The organism is Mucilaginibacter sp. Mucisp86, from assembly GCF_047324315.1.
GTDB lineage: Bacteria > Bacteroidota > Bacteroidia > Sphingobacteriales > Sphingobacteriaceae > Mucilaginibacter.
Genome location: NZ_CP168503.1, coordinates 4,701,072 through 4,719,148, shown reverse-complemented (window position 1 = coordinate 4,719,148; position 18,077 = coordinate 4,701,072). Strand labels below are relative to the sequence as shown.

Here is an 18,077-nt window from a genome sequence, read left to right as displayed (position 1 = left end):
AGGGGGAACTATGGTGGGTATTCTATAATTATAAAAATTAATAATTAAAAAAATCTCCCCCGAAGGGGAGATTTGGAGGGGCTAACAATGATAAACTGGGGTATTATAGGTTGCGGTAACGTAACAGAGAAAAAAAGCGGACCTGCATTTAAAAAAGTGGCGGGCAGTAACCTTGTGGCCGTTATGCGCCGCGATGCGGCAAAGGCAGCTGATTATGCTGCACGTCACGGTGTAAGCAAATGGTATAGCGACGCCGGTGAGTTGCTGAATGACGGGGAACTGAACGCGATCTATATAGCTACTCCTCCGGCTTCTCATCTTGATTATGCCATTACCGCTCTAAAAAAAGGCTTTAATGTGTACGTCGAAAAACCGGTAACCCGTAATTCGGCCGAGGCAAAGGCTATGGCAGCGGCTGTAAAAGAAGGTGATTCAAAACTTACGATTGCTCATTACCGCAGGGCTCTGCCTATGTTTTTAAAGGTTAAGGAGTTGATTGATACGCGGGTAGTAGGCGACATCCGTACGGTGCAGATCAGGATGTGGCAAAGCCGCAAACCCGGTTTGGTTGCCGATGTAGAAACCAACTGGCGTGTACAGCCCGAGCTATCCGGCGGGGGATATTTTCATGATCTTGCCCCTCATCAGCTCGATTTGATGTTATACTATTTCGGCGAGCCGGAAATGTATCATGGATTTTCGCTCAACCAATCTGGCGCAACTCCCGCCGATGACCATGTTTGCGGGCAAATCCTGTTCAAAAACAAAGTAGTGGTAAACGGATCATGGTGTTTCAATGTTGCCGAAAGTGAAACTACCGATACCTGCGAGATCACCGGCACCAAAGGAAAGATAACCTTCCCCTTTTTTGGCAATTACATTAGTTGGAAAACTGATACGGAAGAAGAAACCATAACCATTACTCATCCCGAACATATCCAACAACCATTTATAACCAAAATAGTAGCTTATTTTAAAGGCGAGGGCCCTAACCCCTGCCCTATTGATGAAGCCGTAACGCTGATGGATATCATCGACGCTTTTACATTAAAAAAATAATTAGTTACCCTGACCTTACCGAATAACGATGAAGAAAATTATTTTCCTGCTTTTAGCTGTTGTTACTCTTAGCTTCAAAACAAAAGCACAAACTTTCCATGTACCTGAAAACTATACGCTAAAAGAAAAAGCCGACTATAGCAAATACGAAGACGATGTTATAAAAGGAATTGATTGGCTCCAGGATACGCCATGGCCGCTTGAAGAACAAAAACGCATGGAAACCAACACTTTTTTGATGAAATGGATTCAAGGGAGCCCCACGGTTAGCATTGAAATTAATGGCAGCGTAGCCAAAATGACGGAAAAGAATCCGCAGCTGCTAATGACCTTTATGGGCGGTTATACTAAATATGCACTTCAAAACAAAACAGCATTTGATAAAAGCAAGGCCAATCAGGCAGGGGTAAAAGCCGTGATTGATAAATATGTTGTCGAAACAGATCATAAAAACAATAGTCTGCTAAACAAACTTGCCAAAATTGATAAGGACGGTAAGTTAGCCGACTGGATGGCATCTGATTTTAATAAAATAAAGTAAATCCCCAGGGCAAGCTCAATGAAAACAGCAGCAAGTATTATTCATTGAGCTTGCCTGGGCCTTTATCAACTTTTCTTTTTAGGCACTTTGGCCCCCTCTTTCCGGGCTTCGGATAGCCCGATAGCTACTGCTTGTTTTTTGCTGGTAACCTTTTTGCCGCTGCCGCTTTTCAGCTTCCCTTCTTTCATTTCGTGCATGGTTTTCTCAACCTTTTCTCCGGCTTTTTCTGAATACTTTGCCATGGTGTTAATTTTAAAGTAAATGATATTATTACAATGCAAAATATTTGCCAAACATTAAATAAATAACAGTTTTTTGATGGTGATAATGGCAGTTTGTTGTCCATGTTATTATCGTGGTTAAAGCTGCTGCTTAAAACTGCCACTGCTATTAAATCCGCCCGGATCAATAATTTAAACGTTTCACGTTTTTCACCCAATCGGTTTCCAATTATTTCCTATCTTCAAAACATCTGAAAAACTTACGTGTTAAGCCATCATAAATACCCCAACATATACCCGTATGCCAACAAAAAAACTCCTCGCACCATTTTATGAACGTCTTGCTTTAGTACTTATCGGCTTTATGGCCCTGGGATACCTGGTTATTATGGGCAAGGATCTGCTTGATCCAATGATCTTTGGTTTCATCTTCGCTATCCTGTTGCTTCCGGTTTGTAATTTTCTGGAACGTAAGCTTAGGTTGCCACGAAGTATGGCATCGCTGGCTTCTATATTGTTATTGGTTGGCGCTATTAGCGGTATACTGTATTTGGTTGGTTCACAAATCTCAAACATGGCCAACGATTGGCCTATGCTTCAAAAACAGGTTAAGCAATCAATACAGGACCTGCAGGAGTGGATCCAGCATGCTTTTCATGTTAACGCGGCCAAACAAATGGCCTATGTTGATGATACTGCAAAAAAACTCATGGAGTCGGGTACCGATGTACTTGGCACTACTTTCGGAGCAATTTCGTCGCTCATGCTGTTTTACGTATTCATCCTGATATTTACTTTTTTTACACTGCTCTACAGACGTTTACTTATCCGGTTTATAGTATGGGTTTTCAGGGATGAAAATGAGCATGTGGTAATGGATATTGTTGAAAATATTCAAAGTATTTTACGGCAATACATACTGGGCCTGCTGCTGGAGATGGTGATCGTTGCTGGCGTGGCCATTACTGTTTTTTGGATGATAGGCATTAAATATGCCGCTTTGCTGGGCATCATAGTAGGCCTTTTCAATATCATTCCATACATCGGCATCTTCACTGCCCTGCTTTTAAGTACTGTTATAACTTTTGCTACGGGTAGTATAAGTAATACCGTAGCAGTGGCCGTGAGTGTTATTGGCATTCATGCTGTTGATGCAAACTTTTTATTACCCACCATAGTTGGTTCAAAGGTTAGGCTTAACGCCCTCATCTCTTTTATAGGCATCATTCTGGGTGAAATGATTTGGGGTTTATCGGGCATGTTCCTTTCTATTCCGGTTATTGCCATATTTAAGATCATATTTGACCGTATCGAAACCCTTAAACCATGGGGCTATTTATTAGGTGGCGATTATGAATACAAGAAATCTGCAGCCAAGGCTATGAAAACGGAATAAAATTCCAAAAAGGGGTAACCATATCTGTAAACTTTCGTTTAAATAACCTAAACTTTTAATTTTGCAGAAACTATTGATGCCCCTAAACAATGGAAATTGTAAGAGATACCCCTCGTGTTGTTTACAGATGTAAAAAATGTAATGAGCCATTAAACAATAGGCGCAAGCGTGGTTTGTTGCTTAAGGTAACGTTATTTTGGCTCCCTATAAGAAAATTTTTCTGTGAACGCTGTCTAAAAACGCGTTATGTAATGTAGCTGTTCATAAAAACACGCAGCATTTTACTTTGATTATTTGGGCATATCCTTAATTTAGTAGCGTAGCATACTAAAGCTAAATCTGCCTAAAAATGAACTTCAAACGTAAATTACTTTCGTTTACTTATATTTTTCTGCTGCCTGCCATTGTTTTGGCACAAAGCCCCAAGACACCTGCTTTCAAACTGGTTCCGTTAGGTGTACTCGGAGGTATTGATGAAAGTAACCTGTCGGCTTATATGCTTGCCCCAACAGGCAGTAATAACTATATCTGTCTTGATGCGGGCACTTTGCATTATGGTATTGAAAAGGCTGTGGCTAATAAAACCTTTAATGTACCTGCCGGCACTGTGCTCAGGCAGTATATCAAAGGCTATTTCATCTCCCACTCGCACCTTGACCATATTGCCGGACTTATCATTAATTCGCCTGAGGATAGTACAAAAACCATTTATGCACTCAATGATTGTATTGAAACTATAAAAACCCACTACTTTACCTGGAAAAGCTGGGCCAATTTTGCCGATCAGGGCGAAACACCGGCACTCAAAAAATACCACTATAAAGTATTGGAACCCGGCACTGAAACCGCTGTCGAAAACACCGGACTTAAAGTTCAGGCCTTCCCCCTCAGTCATTCCAATTTAACCAGCACTGCTTTTTTAGTAAATAGCAATGACAATTACTTGCTTTACCTGGGCGATACCGGTCCGGATGAAATTGAAAAAAGCAGCAACCTGCAAAACCTGTGGCAAGCCATTGCCCCGCTGATAAAAAGCAAAAAACTGAAAGCTGTCTTAATTGAAGTATCCTTCCCTAATGAGCAACCGGATAAAACCTTGTTCGGTCACCTTACCCCGAAATGGCTGATGACCGAGATAAACAAACTTGCGACGATTACCGGCACCGATGCAATTAAAGGTTTAAATATCGTAGTAACGCATTTAAAACCACCTGTTACCAGTATCAGCAAAATCAAAACTCAGCTAAAAGCTGCCAATAAATTACAGTTAAACCTTATATACCCACAACAGGGCAGGGCACTTAATTTTTAAACCTAAAAATCTGCACTATGAAATTACTTAAACCTGTTTTTTTATTTCTGCTGATGATAAGCAGCTTCGGTTCGTTTGCCCAACAAGGCAAAGTGCTTGAAGAGCAAAACATAAAAAGCAAAATCTTAAAGCGCCACGTCAACTATGCTGTTTACCTCCCTCCCGATTATGAAAGTGCCAACCGGACTTATCCCGTAGTTTATTTACTACATGGCTATACCGACGACCATACCGGCTGGCTGCAATTTGGCGAGGTTAACCGCTACGCTGATAAAGCCATTGCTGATGGCACTATCCCACCAATGATCATAGTAATGCCCAATGCCGATTCGAGCTGGTACATCAACTCGTACGATGGCAAGGAAAAATACGAAGACTTTTTTTTCAAAGAATTTATGCCGCATATCGAAAAGGTATTACGCATTAAGGCCGAAAAAAAGTATCGCGGTATAGCAGGTCTTTCGATGGGTGGCTACGGAACACTGATCTATACGCTTAAACACCCCGATCTGTTTGCCGCGGGTGCTGCCTTAAGTGCTGCAGTTTTCCCGGATGATCAGCTTAGTAGCACTCCTGATGATACTTATGAAAAAATATTTGCACAGCTTTATGGCCGGGGGTTAAAAGGAAAAGACAGGATTAATAGTGCGTGGCAAAGTAATTCGGTTTTAAACCTGGTACAAACAAAAACTACCGATGAATTGAAAGCTGTAAGATATTGGATTGACTGCGGCGATGATGATTTCCTGAGCAAAGGAAACTGCCTCCTGCACATCGCGCTCGCCGAAAAAAATGTACCGCATGAGTTTCGCGTGCGCGATGGTGCCCATACCTGGACTTACTGGCGCACCGGTATTGTTAATGCATTATCATTTATAGGAGATAGCTTCAGGCAGAAGTAGTAAATGTGCAGATTTCAGATATGCAGATATGTAAATAAACGTCGCACATGTGCATTTGATGATTTAATTGAAGAAATAAGAATATGAGTACTATAAAAAGGACCTTGCTGCTTTGTTTGTTGCTGATTTCGGTAAACGCATTTGCGCAAACCGGCAAAGTGATTGAGGAGCAATACGTAAAAAGCGATATCTTAAATCACAACGTAAAATACGCGGTTTACCTGCCTGCTGATTATGAAACATCTAACCGTACCTACCCCGTGGTATACCTATTACATGGTTACGGTGATGACCATACCGGCTGGCTGCAATTTGGCGAAGTAAACCGCTATGCCGATAAAGCTATTGCCGATGGTACCATCCCCCCGATGATCATTGTTATGCCCGATGGTGGAACAAGCTTTTATATCAATGCCTACAACGGCAAGTTAAACTATGAAGATTTCTTTTTCCAGGAGTTTATACCGGCTATCGAAAGAGAATACCGCATAAAAGGCACTAAAGAATATCGCGGTGTAGCAGGCCTTTCCATGGGTGGGTTTGGAACATTGGTGTATAGCATTAAACACCCCAATATGTTTTCGGCAGCGGCAGCCCTGAGTGCGGCGGTACGCAGCGATGATGATTTTATGGCCGTAACCGATGAACGCTGGAAAGAAGTATACAGCAAAGTATTTGGCCCCGATCTTAAAGGGAAAGAACGCCTTAACGCTACCTGGCAGGCTAACTCCATACTGGGTTTGGTGCAAAGTAAATCGGCCGATGAGCTTAGTAAGGTACGTTTTTGGATTGATTGCGGTGACGACGATGCCCTGAGCAAAGGCAACAGCCTGCTGCATATTGTCCTAACCGAAAAGAAAGTGCCCCATGAATTCCGCATCCGCGACGGTGCCCATACCTGGACGTACTGGCGCACCGGTATTACTGATGCATTGGCATTTATTGGGGATAGTTTCAGGCAGAAGTAACGAACAACAACTTCATGTCATTGCGAGCGCAGCGTGGCAATCGCATACTATACAGGGCGGCTATGCTTCCGTGCGGTTGCCGCGCTGCGCTCGCAATGACATATTTTATACTAATCATATTTTATACTAATCAATCAGTATATCCTCACACTTCACTTGCAAAGCTTTCAATCGTTTATCCAGCCCGCTTAACCTGGCGGCATCCCCTATGTTTTTATAAAGCGTTTTAATCAGCGCAAGGGTATTATCATCGGCATCACAAGCCTGGGCTTTCTCCAATTGAGGCAGGGCCTTTTTAACGGCTTTAATATAATCAACATCTGTTGACGGACTATTTAAAGGTTTATTGGCATCGGGGAAGTTTTTGAGATACAAATATCCCAAAGCCCGGTGGGCTACATAATAATCGGGTTCGGCAGCAACAACGCGTTCATATAAGGGTATTGCATTTACACTTTGATTATCATCTTCATAAAGCTTAGCCAATGAATTGAAAAAATTGATCTTTACTTTGGCAGATAGCTTAGCTGTATCCTGCATGATCTGCCGGGACAGGTCCATTGCCTTATCCTGTTCACCCTGCAGGCGCGCCAAATTAAAATCGAGGTATTTATTATAAGTATCTTCGGCGGTTTGGGCGTACAACGCTGAAACGTTCACCAATAAAAATACAGCTACCACTAATTTCCTGAACATGATTACGGGCTTGGTTTTAGCTATAACGCCGAAAAAAGTGGTTTAATATGAATCAATCCCACTATAAAACCTTAAACATCTTAACCAAAGGTAATATGACGCCGTCGGGCATAGGCTGATCGATGTTTTCCATCGCCTGATAGCCCATAGCTTCATAAAGCGGCACACCGGGCAACGTTGCACCTAATTGCAGACTTTTAAAGCCGTTATCCTGCGCAGCAGTTTCGCAAACTTTCATGATATAGCTTCCTACACCCCGCCGGGCATAATCAGGATGAACAAAAAATGCCCTGATCCTTGCCGCATCATGTTCCGGATCAAGCAGCGGGTCTTCGGTTTCTTTATGCTGATCGCCGCCATACAGGGTATTGCGTTTACTCCAACCACCACAACCAACAGTAACGCCTTCTATTTCGGCCACGTAATATGTACCATCCGCAACCAGTTGTGTATCTACCCCAAAAATGTACTTAATGGCACTTTCAATTTGCTGCTGATCATAATAATTGGTACTCAAACCGCGAACAGAAAGAGCGATCAGTTCCTGTAATTCGGGGATATCATTGAAAGTTGCCAAGCGTGTTGTTATAGTAGACATGGCGGTAAAAGTACTGTTTTAGCTCTTACTGCAAAATTCGACACTTAAGAATGACCTTATTCTGAAAATTCTATAGTGCTGCAATTGCTGATTTCAGACAAGTTTTTCGCTACCAAACTCACCCCAATATCATTTTATTAGCTTTCCGGTTATTTTACAAAAACAGTACCTGCACACTGCTTGTTTTGACCATATTTGTAAAAACAAACAATATGTCTACACTATTTTCTCCCCTTAAAATAAAAAATACCGAACTAAAAAACCGCATCGTAGTATCCCCTATGTGCGAATATTCGAGCGAAGATGGTTTCGCTAACGACTGGCACCTTGTGCACCTTGGCAGCTTCGCTACCGGAGGCGCAGGCCTGATCATTACCGAAGCTACGGCCGTATCACCAGAAGGCCGCATTACCTTTGCCGATTTGGGTATATACAAAGATGAACATATCGAAAAACTAAAACAGATCACTAATTTTATAAAGGCACAAGGTGCCGTTCCCGGAACTCAGCTGGCCCATGCAGGCCGTAAGGCAAGTCACCAGGAACCATGGACAGGCGGTAAACAGATCCCTTCCGATCAGCCAAACGGCTGGAAAAGTGTTTCGGCCAGTGCGGTTCCTTTTACTGAAAATGAAGAGCCACCCGTAGCTTTAGATAAAGCTGGAATTGAAAAGGTAAAAGCTGATTTTAAAGCTGCTGCCGTAAGGGCCGTTGCTGCAGGATTTCAGGTGATAGAACTGCATGGCGCACATGGTTACCTGATTAACCAATTCTTATCTCCGTTCAGCAATCAGCGTACGGACGAATATGGCGGCAGTTTTGAGAACCGCATCCGCCTGCTGCTTGAGATTATTGAAGACATCAAACAGGTGTGGCCCGAAGAAAACCTGCTGTTTGTACGTATTTCGGCAACAGAATGGGTAGAGGGCGGCTGGACAGCCGACGATTCGGTAGCATTAGCTAAAATTTTAAAAGATAAAGGTGTCGACCTTATTGACTGCTCAACAGGCGGTAACATACCAAATGTTAAAATCCCGTTAATACCAGGTTATCAAGTTGAATTTGCCGAAAAAGTTAAAAAAGAAAGCGGTATACTTACAGGTACCGTAGGTTTGATAACCAAAGCCGACCAGGCTAACGAAATTATAAAAAACGAACGTGCTGATCTGGTGTTTTTTGCAAGGGAAATGCTCCGCGACCCGCACTTTGCGCTGCGTGCTGCACATGAACTTGGCGAGGAAATAAAATGGCCGGTACAGTACGAGCGCGCTAAATGGCATTAATTGGTTAATGGCTAATAGTTCATGGTTCATAGCAAACCCTGAAACTATTGCCTTACAAATTAAGCCATGAACTATGAACCATAAACTATGAACTAAATACACAAAAACCGCAAACTATGAAACGTACAGCAAACGCCCATTGGAATGGTACACTACAGGCAGGTCAGGGAGAGATCACTACCCAAAGCACTGTATTAAACAAAACTCAGTATTCATTTAAAACCCGCTTTGCCGATGGCATTGGCACCAACCCGGAAGAGTTATTAGCTGCAGCCCACGCAGGCTGCTTTACTATGGCTGTTGGCGCCGCTTTAACCCAGGCAGGCTTCACCCCGAATGATTTAACCACCGATGCTATCCTTGACCTTGATATGCAGGCATTGGAAGTTACAGGCATTCACCTGGAGCTCAAAGGATCAGCAATTGATGGTGTATCTGAAGAGCAGTTTAAACAGATTGCTGAAGGTGCTAAAGCTAATTGCATCATTTCAAAAGCACTGAGTGTGCCAATTACCTTAAGCGTTACTTACGCTTAATCATATTTTATATCAAGAAAAAAGGCTGCATCATAAATCATGATCAGCCTTTTTTTATTCAGTTACTTAAGCGATATAATTTGGACTGGATTGGCTCTACTAATAAGGGGGGTTAACAGGGTTAACAGAATTTAGTGCCAATATTTACTTATATTGCTTATATTCAGATAATTGAGCGTTTTTTGTGCGAAAAAAGTGTTAACCCCATTTTTATAAATATTATCGGCTATTCAGTTCATAGGTAATACAACCCAAGGGTAATTTGATTTGTGATACAGCCCCTTATCGCCAACAACAAAGCCGCCGGTTTTGCTCCCGGCGGCTTTTGAGCACATTATTAAATTAGGGATAAATAATCAGTATTTATAGCATGAATACCAGCAACATGGTAATATGTACCAGCACGCTGAATGCAAACAACCCGAGTAAGCTACGGATACCTAAACCACCCATGCCGGCTATAATGTTACCAAAGAATAGCACAAGCGTAACAGCCAGTATAGCTATTGGAGCATTATAGTAATAAAGCAGGAAGGCAGGTATAGGTAAAAAAAGAACACCTTGTGAAACAAGAGAAAACATGAACCAAATGGTTTTATTGGGAGCCTGACTATCGGCAAAGGCTATTAATTTATTCCAGATATTGTTATTTACTTTAGTATTGGTAGTATTAGCAGAGGTGTTTGCAGCGGTCCATTCAGGAGCATTTATTTTTAAAGTAGCCATGATTGTTATCTTTTAATGATACAAAGATGCCCTATGCTGCTTACCTGCACCATGATCATAGCGCGTAAAAAAAATGATCGTGGTCACTTCTCAAAACGACGGCGTTGGGTAGATAAAAACATGTCATTGCGAGGAGGAACGACGAAGCAATCGCACGTAAGCATAGCCACTCTGTATAGCATGCGATTGCTTCGTACCTCGCAATGACATAGATTTTGTTTACTTGGAAAGCAAAAAGTTACTTCCCGGCTACTCTTAAAAACGCCAAGATCTTTTTAGTTTCATTTGGATAGATAGCAATACGGTGGGTACGTACCAGGTAGGGCGACGATTTTTTATTCGCGGTATCATTCACAGCGATGGTGTTTGATGGCTTAAGCGGCATATGACAATCGATACAATTATTTTGCATAGCCGCGCTCAGCTTCGGCGCTACTTTACAAAGGTTATGATTGGCTTCGGTATGGCAGCTCGTACATTTTTTTGAATATAGGGCAAGGTTGCCGCCGTTATTTACGTGGGTGTTATGGCAGGTACTACAATCCATATTGCTCATCATATAACACTTGCTGGCAGTAAGGAGACCATTCTGGTTGCCATGCACATCAAGCGACGCGGCATTAGTCTGAATGTTTAAATAATCAGGCTCCTTAAACCGGGCCAGGGTATCCCCCATTTTAAACTTAAAGGTTGATTCCTGGAAAGCCTGCTTGCTGCTTGAGTGGCAAACCCCGCAAGCATCCATTTTTTGCGTACGAGTGAGCGATGCAAAACGGATGATGTATTTAGGCTGTTTTTCCTCCGGATAAGCCTCATGGTAATTTACATGGTTGGCAGCAGCACCGTGGCAGCGCTCGCAATCAATACCATAAATGATGGAAGCAGGCTCAAACTCAATCTTGCGGTTCTGCATATCTACATTTTGTTGCGATGCCTGCCTGATGAACGATGCATGACATTCGAAACATCTTTGCAGAATAGGTCGGTTAAAATCAGGCTTACCACCTTCATATCCCGGGCTATTTGCCCAACCATGCACTGTGTTAAAATAAGATACCGGCAACTCAAACAGTTGCTTATCCTGCCAGTACATGTAGGTTTGGGCTTTGTTTACCCCAAAAGTGATATCCATTTTATGGGCAATATTTTCTTTACCTGCGGTATAACTTACCTGGTAAAGCTCACTGTTACGCTTCTCCATTTTTACTACCGTACCATCAGCATATTGCAGGGTATTACCATGAGGATCAAAACTTCCATGAACGATTTCAGGAGATGTTGGTCTTGATGAAAGATAATGCGCTGTATGCAGGTAGCTATCATAAACATCCTTATGGCATTTTTCACAACTTGCCGATCCTGCGAATATCTCCGTCCTTGGGTCCTGGGGCTTATCACTAAGGCATTGTACCAGTAAAAAGCTTAAAGGTATCAGTAACAATAAAGCCAAAAAGAATGTTCGCTGTTTAAGCATAATATTATCTGCTAAAAATCAAAGAAGCTAATGCAATGTCCCTCTATATAAAGATAAAAAGGCTGCCATGTAACATGACAGCCTTTTTATTAACTACCGGTCTAAATTAATAACCAGGATTTTGTTTAAGCTTGGTGCCGTTAAGGGTTTCATTTAACGGGATAGGCAGAATTTCATTAACACCTGCTTTAAAGCCTTTAGACGCTAATACTGTTGGCGCCTGGCCCCAGCGTACAAGGTCAAACCAGCGGTGGCCTTCAGTAGCCAGCTCGAGTCTGCGCTCATCATAGATGTTTTGAAGCGTAGCAGGTTTTGAAGCTAAACCAACACGGGCACGCACTGCGTTATACAATGTTTGTGCGCGGCCCTGGTCGCCGCCGCCGTTTAATTCAGCTTCAGCTTCCATCAGGTAAGTATCAGCCAAACGGATCTCGATATAATCGTTAGGCCAGTTCAGGTCGGTTGTACCAGTGGTAACTTTATTAGCCAATACAGGTGCGTACTTTTGGATAAAGTAACCTGTATTTTGGTAGCTTGGCGAATAAGAAGTCTTGGTAGCTTTTGTTAAACTATCAATATTAACAACAGTATAGCCATAGCGTGGATCGCCTTTTAAAGCGGTAGCCAATTCGGTAGTAACCGGGTTAAAACCATAACCGCCACCATAATACACCGGACCGGTATAGCTACGAGGGCCGATCATCTGCGTGTAGATGTTTGATTTAAACTGGTTCCAGTTACTCCAGGTATAGCTTTGTGAGCCTGAGTGAACCAATTCAAATATCGACTCGCTGTTGAACTTATTTTTAGGGCTGAATACATCACCAAAGTTTGGAAGCAGTTTATAACCGTAGTTGGTATTAACATCCTGTAACATAGCGGCAGCATCTGCCCATTTTTTCTCGTACAGGTAAACTTTACCTAATAAAGCTTTAGCAGCCCCTTGTGTTACACGGCCACCTTCTGTTGCCGGAACTGTAGTTGGCAAACCGGTTATAGCAGCTTTAAGATCGGTCTCGATTTGTGTATAAACAGCTTCGGGAGTAGCCTGTGGCTGATCATATACGTTAGTAATGTTCAGGGTGGTTAATATCAGCGGTACATTTTTAAATAACCTTACCAGGTCAAAATAATAATGAGCACGTAAAAACTGGCCTTCGGCTGTATATCGTTTTAACAAATCAGCGCTTAAACCCGGTACGTTAGCCAATTTTGAAAGCAATACGTCGGTACGGTTAACGCCCTGGAAGTTGATTGCCCAAAACTGGTTTTGCGGACCTAAAGCCGGTGTAAGTGTATAGTTATTGATAGCCTGCCATTGTGGTACGTCGGACGAGCTGCCGCCACCTGCATAACAATCGTCAGACGCTGAATTGAGTGCACCAAGCGGATCAGAGTAAGTGTTATCGATACCACCTGTTTCAGTAACCAGCGGATCATATGCCGCTACTACCGCAGTAAGCGCCTCATCAGGATTTGCGTAATAATTTGACTCTAAGAATTGTCCTTTAGGGTCAAGCTCCAGGAATGATTTTTTACAAGATACTATCGTACCCATCCCCAATAAAACAATCCCTGTATATAGATAATATTTCGATTTCATGATAATTGTAATTTCTGTTATAAAGTAATATCCAAACCTGCCATAAATGTGCGTGCCTGAGGGTAGATACCCATATCAATACCGCCGCTTATTTCAGGATCATATCCTTTGTAACCTGTAATAGTTACCAAATTGTTGCTGCTCAGGAATACCCTAACCCTTTTAACATCGGCCGCTTTTAACCATGCTGCCGGTAAGCTGTAACCCAATTGCAAAGTTTTGATACGGAAATAGGCACCATTTTGCAGATAGAAATTTGATGGGTTTTTGAAGTTGTTGTTCGGGTCGGCATCACTCAAACGAGGATAGTTGCTACCGCTATTGGCAGTTGTCCATGCATTAAGCGCTTCAATTGGATAGTTAGCAGCCGGGATATCTAACCTGCGGTAAGCCTGGTAAATTTTGTTGCCCCAAACGCCTTGTCCAAATAATTTGAAATCAAAGTTTTTGTAGTTGGCACTCAGGTTTATACCATAAGTAAAAGTTGGCAGCGGGTTACCTAAAAACTGACGGTCGGCCTGGGTTATTTTGCCATCACCATCGGTATCCTGCCATTTGAAATCGCCTGGTTTTGCATTAGGCTGAATCAGCTGGCCATTTTTGGTATATGCATTAATTTCGGCCTGTGAATGGAATACACCCAGTTCTTTAAAACCATAAAATTCGCCCAGAGGTTGGCCCGGAGTAACACGGCCAATTTCATAAGTTGAGCTTTGTACGGTACCAAGTGTAAAATGGTCTATCTGGTTGCCCAAGCTCAACACGGTATTTTTGTTGTAAGAGATATTGCCGCTTACGTTATAGCTAAAATCACCTACTTTATTATTATAGCCAAGGCTTAACTCAATACCTTTATTCTCCATATCACCTACGTTATCATAAGGTTGATCAGAGAAACCTGCATACGAAGGCAATGATACCTGCTGTAACATCCCTTTGGTAAGCTTGCGGTATACATCAACAGTTACGCTCAGGTTGTTTAACAGGGTTGCATCAAAACCGATATCAGTAGTGTGGGTTTCTTCCCATTTCAGGTTAGGGTTGGCCGGTGCGTTAGGGCTGTAGCCGATATACACCTGGTCGCCAAATACCGCGTTACGGCCACTGCCTATTGTGGCAGCATACCTGAACGGCTGAAGCGCCATTTCGTTACCTACCGAACCGTATGAAGCACGCAGTTTGAAGAAATCAACAAATGAGTTTTTAGGGAACCAATCCTCACGGCTCATTACGTAACCGATTTGACCGGCCGGGAATACACCGTAAACATTGTTGCTACCAAATTTTGACGAACCATCACGACGGATGATACCTGAGAAAAGGTATTTCTGATCGTAGTCATAAGTTACCCTTCCAAAGTAAGACGCCAGAGTATGTGGCTGTACGGCATCTAAACCAAGCGCACTTGCTGCAATCCTGTTGGCGGCAGGCAAGGCGAAGTTGATAGAAGCATCATCAAGTGAACCTACCGGCTCGCCTAAAAATGTCCCCTGTAAACCTGATGACGTAGTTTTTTGTGCACTGGTACCTACTAAAGCGGTAAGGTTGTGTTTACCAAATGAACGGGTGTAAGTAGCTGTATTATCCCAGTTCCAGGTAAGGTTCCTGTTATAAGCAGTTACCTGCGATGTTGTAGTATTTGAGGTACTTGAGTTAAGATAATACAATGGCGTAAAAGCATCAGAGCCATAATAAGCCTGCTTAGCGCTAATCTGCGAACGGATCTTTAAACCGCGGATAGGTTCAACTTCAACAAACGCGCTACCTAAAAGATTGGTAGCATCATTATAGTTACCTGCAATTGTTTGTGCGTAGGCAAACGGGTTAGTGATTTCCTGGCCTACATAACCTGAGATACCGTAAGGTAAACCTTGCGCATTGCGGATGATGTTTGCATTGGCGTAATCACCCTGGTTTGGCTGGGCGCCAACGTTATTTACGGTAACCGGGGTAATAGGGTCGAGGTTTAAAGCAGAGCTTAAAGGGCCACCGAATACGCTATTAGTGTTACCGAACGCTTTGTTTTTGCTGTACGCATAGGTAAAGTTTTCACCTACCGTAAGCCATTTCTTTAATTTGTATGAAGTATTAACCGTGAAGTTAAATTTCTTATAACCCGAAATTGAAGGCATAACCACACCCTGCTGATCAAGATAACCGAATGAGGTATAATAGTTAGCTTTATCAGAAGCGCCGCTGATGCTCAGGTTATGGTTATGAATGATGGCGTTACCTTCAAAAATCTCGTTTTGCCAGTTAGTACCCGTGCCGTATGATGCCGGGTTTGCAAAAAGAGCAGCTTTACCATCATTGGTCAATGACTCATTCCTCAAAGTAGCATATTGGGTTGCATTGGTTAGTTTAGGCTTGCTTACCGGCGACTGGATACCAACATAACCATTGTAGCTAATCTGGGCATCGCCTTTTTTACCTTTTTTGGTTGTAACGATAATAACACCGTTTGATGAACGAGAACCGTAAATAGCGGCAGATGCATCCTTTAATACGTCTATCGATTCAACATCATTAGGGTTAACGTTATCCAAACCGCCGTTATCAACCACAATACCGTCAATTACATATAACGGATCGCTGTTTTGCCTTGAGGTAATACCCCTCACCCTGATCTGAGGTGAAGAACCCGGCGAGCCTGAGCTTTGTACTACACTAACACCGGTAACACGGCCTTTCAAAGCATCGTCAACGCGGGTAACCTGCTGATCTTGCAAATCATTGGCTTTAACGCTGCTGATGGCGCCGGTAACAGTAGTACGTTTCTGCGTACCATAACCAACAACCACAACCTCGTTAATTGTTTTTACGTCTTCAGTTAATACAACATTAATAACAGTTTGGTCGCCTACTACAACCTCTTTTTTAGCGTAGCCGATAAACTGCACCACAATAACCGATTGCGGGCCGGCTACCGATAATTTGTAACCGCCATCAACACCGGTAGTGATGCCATTGGTAGTACCCTTTTCGGTAACAGTAGCTCCAGGAACCGGTTGGCCTGTATTATCGGTAACCTTACCGGTAATGGTAACTTTGGCTGCAGCCTCCTCAGTAATTACAACGCCAGGTTCAGTAGTGTTAATTGTTGGCACAGTAGCAGCCTTTTTTTCAAGTACTACCCTATCGTTCATTACATCGTAATTGATACCGTTGTTTTTAAACACCTGGTCAAGTACGGTTTTTAATGTTTGGTTGTTGATATCCAATGAAAAGCGTTTGTCGGCATCCAGTGAGCTGGCGCTGTAAATAAACTTTACATTGTTGTTTTTTTGAAGGTACTGTAAAGCCTCAAGCATGGTTGTGTTGCTAAGCGTAACATTTACCTTTTTATTAAGGATACCCTGAGCTTTAATTGGGCTTGAATAAGCTATGCTGCTTACCATTATTGCTATCAGGATCTGGCTAAAAGTGATCTTCATGATTTTACCCCACGGTATGGGCCTTCGTAAACGAAAATTCATATATTTGTTATGTTTCTTTGTTAAAAATGAGACAATTAATAGCCCGCACACCTCCCCGAGGTGTTCTTAGCGGAACGGGCTTTTGATCCTTAAAACTTAGGGGTGCTCGCAACACTTCTAAGTTTTTTTATGCAGATCATTTCTGGGTTGTTTTGCTTTCTTTCTTCTTTAGGTTTGTAGTTTTTTGTACATCTTATAATTTTTGAGCGTTTAAATGGTTGGTTATTTAAGTTCTATATGGTTATTCACAATAGCGTAATCAACATTGAGCGATTTTTTTAGCGCGTTAAGCACATCAGGTAAATTAAACCCTTCAAAATCGGCATTCAGGATGTAGTGGTTCAGCTTTTCGCTGCTCACTTTGATATTTACATTAAAGCTTGAATCAAGCACCGGGATGATATCCCTGAGCGGTTTGTTATCAAAAACAAGATGGGTGCGCTGGTACTGTTTCACAGTTGATTTTACTTCTACAGCCTCTGATGTAAGCATATGCTTATCATTTAAATAAACTGCCTTTTGGTGCGGATAAATCATTACCTCATCCCTGTTAAGCTTTGTGGAGATAGCGCTACCGCTAACCCTGGCACTTACAGAAACTTTACCGGTTAATACAGATACATCGGCCATATTACTCTGCTCATTGTCGCGCACCAGGAAACTGGTACCCCAAACTTTAGTAACTATGGAGCGGCTGCTGATAATAAAAGGGCGTTGAGGATTTTTAGTCACCTCAAAAAAGCACTCGCCCGATATGCTCACCTGCCTCGAATCGGCGGCAAACACATTAGGGTAACTGATTTTTGCCGAAGGGCTTAACCACACCGCACTGCTATCGGGCAGGGTTACTTTATAAATATGGCCGGTATTATTTGCTACGTTAAACAAGCGCGCATCACTTACTGCGGAGGTGGCCAGTTGTTGCTGATCTTTTGATTTCCAGCTATAGATAACTGCCACGGCCGATAAAGCAAATACAACCACAGCGGCGGCAGCAACGGCGTACCACTTGCGCAGCGACTTAACTTTTGGCTGTTCTTCAGTTGTTTGCAAATGCGCAAGATTAAGATTACTAATAATACTGAAATAGATATTTTCTTCCAGTTGCTTCTCGTCGGCAGGTGACAGGTCCGAAACATGATCATTTTCATGCTCAAAGCCGAAATACCATTGCTTTACCAAAGCTATTTCAGCTTCGGTGCAATCGCCTTTAATGTATTTCTCGAGCAAATCAATGCGTATAGGTTCTTTCATGAAAAGAATATAATTCCGGTTTATAAATCACA

16 protein-coding genes are annotated in these 18,077 nt (G+C 42.5%); 8 read left to right on the top strand and 8 right to left on the bottom strand.

All coding sequences use genetic code 11. The annotated features are described in order from the left end of the window. Positions 1-87: 87 nt before the first annotated feature. Both ACEN9X_RS20080 and ACEN9X_RS20075 read left to right on the top strand, forming a co-directional pair. A complete protein-coding gene (locus ACEN9X_RS20080; protein ID WP_413666819.1) occupies positions 88-1,059 on the top strand; it encodes a Gfo/Idh/MocA family protein in 972 nt (323 codons plus the stop codon). Between the two features lie 28 nt (positions 1,060-1,087). Further along, positions 1,088-1,600 carry a hypothetical protein gene (locus ACEN9X_RS20075; RefSeq protein ID WP_413666818.1) on the top strand — a complete coding sequence of 171 codons (513 nt, stop codon included), beginning with the start codon at positions 1,088-1,090 and terminating at the stop codon, positions 1,598-1,600. A 65-nt stretch (positions 1,601-1,665) separates the two neighbouring features. On the opposite strand, the gene ACEN9X_RS20070 is transcribed toward ACEN9X_RS20075, so the two are convergent. Then, positions 1,666-1,842: a DUF6496 domain-containing protein gene (locus ACEN9X_RS20070; RefSeq protein WP_167516215.1), complete on the bottom strand. Its 177-nt coding sequence runs from the start codon at positions 1,840-1,842 to the stop codon at positions 1,666-1,668. 280 nt (positions 1,843-2,122) lie between these two features. Between ACEN9X_RS20070 and ACEN9X_RS20065 the strand changes: the two genes are divergently transcribed. The 4 genes from ACEN9X_RS20065 (at position 2,123) to ACEN9X_RS20050 (ending at position 6,399) form a co-directional block, all read left to right on the top strand. Beyond that, positions 2,123-3,217: an AI-2E family transporter gene (locus tag ACEN9X_RS20065; protein ID WP_413666817.1), complete on the top strand. Its 1,095-nt coding sequence runs from the start codon at positions 2,123-2,125 to the stop codon at positions 3,215-3,217. Between the two features lie 349 nt (positions 3,218-3,566). After that, a complete protein-coding gene (locus ACEN9X_RS20060) occupies positions 3,567-4,529 on the top strand; it encodes an MBL fold metallo-hydrolase (protein WP_413666816.1) in 963 nt (320 codons plus the stop codon). Positions 4,530-4,546: 17 nt separating this feature from the next. Then, positions 4,547-5,431, top strand: a complete 885-nt coding sequence (locus ACEN9X_RS20055; protein ID WP_413666815.1) for an alpha/beta hydrolase — start codon at positions 4,547-4,549, stop codon at positions 5,429-5,431. A gap of 83 nt (positions 5,432-5,514) precedes the next feature. Further along, positions 5,515-6,399, top strand: coding sequence for an alpha/beta hydrolase (locus tag ACEN9X_RS20050; RefSeq protein ID WP_413666814.1), 885 nt, complete (start codon positions 5,515-5,517; stop codon positions 6,397-6,399). Between the two features lie 126 nt (positions 6,400-6,525). Here ACEN9X_RS20050 and ACEN9X_RS20045 read toward each other — a convergent pair whose 3' ends face one another. Continuing rightward, positions 6,526-7,095 carry a hypothetical protein gene (locus ACEN9X_RS20045; RefSeq protein WP_413666813.1) on the bottom strand — a complete coding sequence of 190 codons (570 nt, stop codon included), beginning with the start codon at positions 7,093-7,095 and terminating at the stop codon, positions 6,526-6,528. Between the two features lie 61 nt (positions 7,096-7,156). Continuing rightward, entirely contained in the window at positions 7,157-7,693 is a 537-nt protein-coding gene (locus ACEN9X_RS20040; RefSeq protein WP_413666812.1) for a GNAT family N-acetyltransferase, read from the bottom strand. Between the two features lie 212 nt (positions 7,694-7,905). Here ACEN9X_RS20040 and namA point away from each other — a divergent pair, with 212 nt between their 5' ends. Beyond that, entirely contained in the window at positions 7,906-8,976 is a 1,071-nt protein-coding gene (gene namA / locus ACEN9X_RS20035) for an NADPH dehydrogenase NamA (protein WP_413666811.1), read from the top strand. Positions 8,977-9,092: 116 nt separating this feature from the next. Continuing rightward, the gene (locus ACEN9X_RS20030; RefSeq protein WP_091219764.1) at positions 9,093-9,512 is read left to right on the top strand and encodes an OsmC family peroxiredoxin; all 420 of its coding nucleotides are present in this window, start codon (positions 9,093-9,095) and stop codon (positions 9,510-9,512) included. Positions 9,513-9,875: 363 nt separating this feature from the next. Here ACEN9X_RS20030 and ACEN9X_RS20025 read toward each other — a convergent pair whose 3' ends face one another. The 5 genes from ACEN9X_RS20025 to ACEN9X_RS20005 form a co-directional block, all read right to left on the bottom strand. Further along, positions 9,876-10,238 (bottom strand): hypothetical protein, encoded by a 363-nt coding sequence (locus tag ACEN9X_RS20025; protein WP_413666810.1) that lies wholly within the window; start codon positions 10,236-10,238, stop codon positions 9,876-9,878. 238 nt (positions 10,239-10,476) lie between these two features. Then, positions 10,477-11,712 (bottom strand): cytochrome c3 family protein, encoded by a 1,236-nt coding sequence (locus ACEN9X_RS20020; RefSeq protein WP_413666809.1) that lies wholly within the window; start codon positions 11,710-11,712, stop codon positions 10,477-10,479. A gap of 106 nt (positions 11,713-11,818) precedes the next feature. Continuing rightward, a complete protein-coding gene (locus tag ACEN9X_RS20015; RefSeq protein WP_091219752.1) occupies positions 11,819-13,315 on the bottom strand; it encodes a RagB/SusD family nutrient uptake outer membrane protein in 1,497 nt (498 codons plus the stop codon). Between the two features lie 17 nt (positions 13,316-13,332). Beyond that, on the bottom strand, positions 13,333-16,749 hold the full coding sequence (locus ACEN9X_RS20010) for a TonB-dependent receptor (protein ID WP_413666808.1): 3,417 nt from the start codon (positions 16,747-16,749) through the stop codon (positions 13,333-13,335). A gap of 264 nt (positions 16,750-17,013) precedes the next feature. Beyond that, positions 17,014-18,045, bottom strand: coding sequence for a FecR family protein (locus tag ACEN9X_RS20005; RefSeq protein WP_413666807.1), 1,032 nt, complete (start codon positions 18,043-18,045; stop codon positions 17,014-17,016). Positions 18,046-18,077 lie beyond the last annotated feature (32 nt).